Raw genomic sequence first — 5,465 nt, forward strand, 5'->3', positions numbered from 1 at the left:
TAGAAAAACACCTAGATGACTTTAGCCCATTTGAGGGGAATAGTGCTTATGAGAAGTTAGGCAATGGGTTAGAGGAAATAGTAAAAAATGGGGAGCTTAGGGTTAGCCCAACAGGCATTAAAACTATATTCTTAACAACAAAAAGCGGAGAGTTTAGAGTAGGCCTATCTAAGGGGTGGATGGGAAAAGGAGATAACCATTGGATTATTACAGCCTATGAGTACAAAAACCCCCTGTAGAGACTTTCGGCCAATCCACAAGCCCCAAAAAGGAGTCTAGGCATGGACATCTTGCCTAGAAGGTTACGCCCCGAACCATACCACCTAACCCCTTAAACCCCAATAAAACCCATGAATAAGACCTATAGCAGTACCTTAATAGCCTGTATAGCCTTATTTGGTTGCACCCCCCGCATAGTCTATCAAAAGGTTTATATCCCCACTAAGTGTAATATTATCAAGCCAGAAAGACCGCCTAAGAGTTTGCACTTTGTAGATTATCTAAAAGAGTTGTTGATCTACACTGAAAGACTTGAGAAAGATTTAGAGTTTTGCACTCAAAGCCCTATGCCTACTAAGATACCTTAGCCCAAACAACTACAAAAACGCTAAATCCTAACCCTTTAAAGATTTTACAAACTTTGCTAATCTAGCTAAGTCCGTTGTTGATTAACTCCTTTGTAGAACGGATCAGTTGCGGCGGGTTTAACCTCAAAAACCTTAAACCTTCTGACTAGAAGCACACAGCACATCTACCCGCCGCAATTGCTTAAAGGTTGAAAATGAAAGACTTCAAAGAATTAGCAAAAGATTTTAGAACCGATTATGATCATGCTCTCCCTAGTATTGAGGAGTTTAAAAAGGCTAAAGCTTATTATCATGGGGAGCAACTCCCCCCCGATGTGCTAAACATTATTGAGGAGCGCGGACAGACCCCTATTGTAGAAAACATCTATAAGATGATCATTAATAAAATTCTAGGTTATAAGATTAGTAGCATTCAAGAAGTTAGACTAACACCCAGACAAGAACAAGATAAACCCTTAGCTGACTTATTAAATGATTTACTCAAATACTTTAATCAAAAACGCAACTATGATAAAGAGATCATTAAGCGCGATAGGGATTTATTAATGGGCGGTTTGGGGGTGATTGAATTGTGGGCGATTCATGATAAAGAAGGCGATGTGGATATTGAGATCAAGGCTATAAGCCCAGAGAGTTTTATTATTGATTATTTTAGCACGGATAGCAACGCCTTAGACGCAAGGCGTTATCATAAAATGTTAGTTTGTGATGAAGAAAGCCTTAAAAAGCTTTTACCGGGTGTGGAGGTGATCTACCAATACCAACAAGAAAGGCTAGCTAATATTATTGAGAGTTGGTATTGCGAATTTGATAATCAAGATCAAGAACTAGTGTGGAATAGGTACATTTGGGGATTACAGGGGGGTATTTATAAGTTTGAACAAAAGCCTTTTAAAAATGGGCTAAATCCCTTTGTAGTGGCTAAATACTATATGGATCAAAACAACAACTATTACGGCCTATTTAGAGATATAAAGCCTATGCAAGATTATATCAACTATGCGGAGAATCGCATGGGAAATATGATGGGGAGCTTTAAGGCCATGTTTGAGGAGGATAGCGTGCTTAACATTGATGAGTTTGTAACAAACATGGCGCTAGATAATGCAATAGTTAGAGTTAGACCGGGTGCACTTAAAGATAACAAGATTCAATTTATGAATAATCAGGCAGATATAGCCGCGCTGAGTGCTAAGGCAGAACAAAAGCGCCAGTTATTAAAGATTCTAGCCGGGTTAAATGATGAAAGTTTAGGCATGGCTATAAATCGCCAAAGTGGTGTAGCCATTGCTCAACGCCGCGAAAGTGGGCTTATGGGTTTACAAAACTTTTTAAAAGTTAGTGATGATATGGATAAACTCATTTATGAACTTGCAGTAAGTCTAATTAGCCACTACTTTACTAAAAAACAAGTCTTTAGAATTGTGGATAAAAAGGTAGGAGATCGTTACTTTAGCATTAATGATAACCCTACAAACATGATCAAACCTTGTAAGTTTGATCTAATCTATAAGACTCAACTTAAAACTGAAAGCAAAGACGAGCGCTTTAGCCAGTGGAATGAGTTATTAAAAATGCTTAGTGGTATTAGACCAGACTTGATACCTAACTTGTTGCCTTTAGTGTTAAACGATATGGATAGCCCCATAAGTGCTGATGTGGAGGAAGTGATAGCAGCAGCACAGCAAGCACAAGAACAACAGGCACAGGCTCAAGCGCCTTATCAAGAACAATTACAGGCCTTAGAACTCCAAAGAATAGCCGCACAAATTGCAGAGTTGCAGGCTAAAGCGCAAAAATACAGCCAACAAGGCGCGCTAGTAGAGGCTCACACGGCTAGCGAACAAATCAATCAAAATTTAGACTTAGCTAGTTTAGCCGCTACAGACCCACAAGAAAGCCCAAAGAAGCCACCCCATGCACAGGGGAGCAAGTGGCAAAAGTATTTTAGTGCACAACATTTAGAATATTAGGAGGAAAATATGCAACCTTTTATCAAATTTGATCGGGCTAAAATCAAAGCTAGATTTGGCAGTTTGCCTAAGTTTGCGGCTTATTATGGCATTACTTATGGTGTAGTTAGATACCGCATTGATAATCCTTATTATAACCGCATGTTTTTAGCCGATCACACCTTTAGGATTTTTAAGCAAATGGAGAAAGACGGCTACTTAAAGATCGTTGATCGCTACGATCGCTACTAAAAATCTTAACCCTTGAAAAGCTAGCTAGTTTGTGGCTAAATCCTTTATATCTAATATAAGGAGATAGCCATGAAAAACCTAATAACCCCCCATGAACAAGCCCTTTTAGAACAATACGACGACTATTTAGCCTATCAAGGGGCACAGGGTGAGGACGAGAGCGATTTTTACGATCAAGATGATACAGACTTTTATGATACTTGCGATCAGGTATTTAGCCCGGATACAGAGGAACAAGAGGAGCAAGAGTAATGGCAACAAAAGCGATTTTGGTAACTAGTGGGAAGTGTGAGCCCGGCGTAAGTTATGCACTTATTGAAAATAACCGCGTAAGTGATATTTTTAAAGGTGAGAAACTCCCTAGCTTTAACCCGGAGCAAATAAAGTTAATGGCACTACCTAAGGGGGAGGAGTATAAGTATGCCATTGGGCAAAGTTTAAATGCAAGTGGAGAGCTTGAGGAGCTTAGCCTAGATCAAGCTAAATCTATGCAAAGTATGAAAGTGATAAGCGCCTTTGAGCTAGAAGTAGCTAGAGTGCAAAAGGAATACATTCCGCTAGATGAAGTATTAACCTATGAGTTACAATACAAAGAGGCTTTAGCAGGCCCTACAGCTAATACCCCCTTTATTGATGAGTTAGCTAAAGCTAGGGGCGAAAGCCGCTTTGATTTGATCAATAAAATTAGAGAAAAACACGAAAGCTATACGAGTAAACTAGCCACACTACTAGGGGCTAAAGCTAAGGCGGTTAAGCAAATTGAAAATGCAAGTGACTTTGAACAGGTGCTAGCCATTAATTACAGCACACCAGAAAGCGCGGAACAAAACACCACACAGAACAACACTAATTAGGCAAAAAAGAGAAAAGAGAGAAAGGGGGGCGGGGATAAGGGGGGTAGCTTAAAATTGCTTAATGCTTAAAAATGCTTATTTAAGATTAGTTTAAGAGTAACAAAAGGTGGCAAGGTACTTGCCAACAAGGGATAAGATGAATGGAATAATCGCGAAAGTCTAAAACCAAAACCAACGAGTGCTAGCACAAATCAACTTAGGAGGTAACTAAGAGTAAAGAGCTAGCAGCTGTTAGAGATCATTAAGATAACACAACAAAGCTTATAAGTAGCTTAAGTTATCAAATCGCTAAAATAAGGATTAAAAAATGCCCTTAATATGGGATAGAGGCGATAAGAAATATAAAAGATATGTGAGAGATTGGACAGCCCATTATAAGCGCCTTTATTGTGAAACCCGCGATAACTATAATCTAAGAATTGATGATTATACTTGCGAGTGTAACGCTATTAGAGTGGCTAAGGCTAAAGCAGATGAGCACTTCCAAGTATTCACCGATGCCTTTAGTGGGGGCAATATTGGCAATATTATAGGCGCATTTATTAGCGCAATTATTGGCATTGGGCTAGCTGTATTTACCGGAGGGGCTAGCCTAGTAGCAACTATAATTAGCACTACAGCGGCAGTTACAAGTGCAATAACCGGTATTGTAGGCAGTATTGCTATGGGGGTGCTAAATGCAAATGCTAAGAATGCACTTAAATACTATCAGGGCACAACAACTAATATCGGAATTGCCACCAATATTGCTAAAAGCCAAACAAACGCTAAAAATCCCCGAGTCAATGCGCTAATTTATCACCCATATGAGGTATTAGCTGAGGGTAGCATTTATAAAGACGGAGCACCGGGCAGTGTTAGCTATGTGGGCATTGAAAGCTTTAATCCTATGCGGGGGATACTAGGTACTAAAGTTGTTAATGTGCTAGGTGAAAGAATTAATAATCGCGCCCATAGGCATATGGCAGGAAATGCCTATTTTGACGGGCTAAATTTAGACATACCAAAAGCACAACATAACCCTTATAATCCAAAAAATATTGAGTATTTAAAAATTAAGATTGATAAGCGTATGAAGCAACTAGAACAAGGCTTTAAGATTTTAGCAGAGAATTATTTTGGCGCATTTGATGAGGGGGGTAACCCACTAGGTAGAATGTATGAAGAACACACAAAGCGCGATATAACCCCCATTGTTAGCCACATTAATACAGAGAGTTTTATTATGCAAAACCAATACTACCGCGAGGGGCTAAGACTACCGCTATTTGAGAAAATGGAGGCACCGGGCAAAGTGCGGCTAAGAAGTTTTTATCAACAAAAGGGATTAGTTTATTTGACATACTCCCCATAGCTAAAGCTAGGGGATTCTAGGATCATCAAGGCTTGCCAGCTAGGCGGGTCTTACAGCCTCTACTCTAAGAGTTGATGCCCCAACTCTATGAATATTAATACTTGCGTTTAAATCTCTATCCAAAGAAAAGCCACAAGAGTGGCAATTAAATACCCTATCCTTTAGGCTTAAATCCTCTTTGAGTGCCCCACAATTAGAACAAGTCTTAGAGCTTGGATAAAATCTATCAATCTTATGCACCTGTGTTTTTCTCTCTAGGATAGATATAAACTCACTAAAAGCTAGATCGCTAATCTTTCTACCCCACAACCTTTGCATCGCTTTCATATTCAAATCCTCAATGAAAACATGGGTGTATTGTTTGGCTAAATAGTTAGCTAGTTTATAGAAAAAGTCCGTTCTTAAAAACTTAATTTTTCTGTGTAGCTTAGCTAGTTTGATTCTAGCTTTAAGGCGGTTATGGCTA

At 39.2% G+C, this 5,465-nt stretch carries 8 protein-coding genes; 7 read left to right on the forward strand and 1 reads right to left on the reverse strand.

Going from position 1 to position 5,465, the window contains the following annotated elements; translation table 11 throughout:
* From G6Q00_RS08005 to G6Q00_RS08475, 7 genes are all read left to right on the forward strand, one after another.
* Positions 1–239, forward strand: a 239-nt coding sequence (locus G6Q00_RS08005) for a hypothetical protein (protein ID WP_163532727.1), incomplete at its 5' end; no start/stop codon positions are given.
* Between the two features lie 111 nt (positions 240–350).
* Positions 351–587, forward strand: a complete 237-nt coding sequence (locus tag G6Q00_RS08010) for a hypothetical protein (protein WP_163532728.1) — start codon at positions 351–353, stop codon at positions 585–587.
* Between the two features lie 194 nt (positions 588–781).
* Positions 782–2,560: a portal protein gene (locus G6Q00_RS08015; protein ID WP_163532729.1), complete on the forward strand. Its 1,779-nt coding sequence runs from the start codon at positions 782–784 to the stop codon at positions 2,558–2,560.
* A gap of 9 nt (positions 2,561–2,569) precedes the next feature.
* Positions 2,570–2,791, forward strand: coding sequence for a hypothetical protein (locus G6Q00_RS08020; RefSeq protein ID WP_163532730.1), 222 nt, complete (start codon positions 2,570–2,572; stop codon positions 2,789–2,791).
* A 69-nt stretch (positions 2,792–2,860) separates the two neighbouring features.
* Positions 2,861–3,043 (forward strand): hypothetical protein, encoded by a 183-nt coding sequence (locus G6Q00_RS08025; protein ID WP_163532731.1) that lies wholly within the window; start codon positions 2,861–2,863, stop codon positions 3,041–3,043.
* Positions 3,043–3,645: a hypothetical protein gene (locus tag G6Q00_RS08030; protein ID WP_163532732.1), complete on the forward strand. Its 603-nt coding sequence runs from the start codon at positions 3,043–3,045 to the stop codon at positions 3,643–3,645. The genes G6Q00_RS08025 and G6Q00_RS08030 overlap by 1 nt, the downstream gene beginning before the upstream one ends.
* 307 nt (positions 3,646–3,952) lie before the next feature.
* Positions 3,953–4,999, forward strand: a complete 1,047-nt coding sequence (locus G6Q00_RS08475) for a hypothetical protein (protein WP_205426577.1) — start codon at positions 3,953–3,955, stop codon at positions 4,997–4,999.
* Between the two features lie 39 nt (positions 5,000–5,038).
* Here the strand turns inward: G6Q00_RS08475 and G6Q00_RS08040 are convergent.
* Positions 5,039–5,465 (reverse strand): RNA-guided endonuclease InsQ/TnpB family protein (locus tag G6Q00_RS08040; protein ID WP_163532733.1); only part of this gene is annotated, 427 nt, incomplete at its 5' end.

This window comes from Helicobacter suis, from assembly GCF_902196125.1.
In the GTDB taxonomy this organism is placed as follows: Bacteria; Campylobacterota; Campylobacteria; order Campylobacterales; family Helicobacteraceae; genus Helicobacter; species Helicobacter suis_B.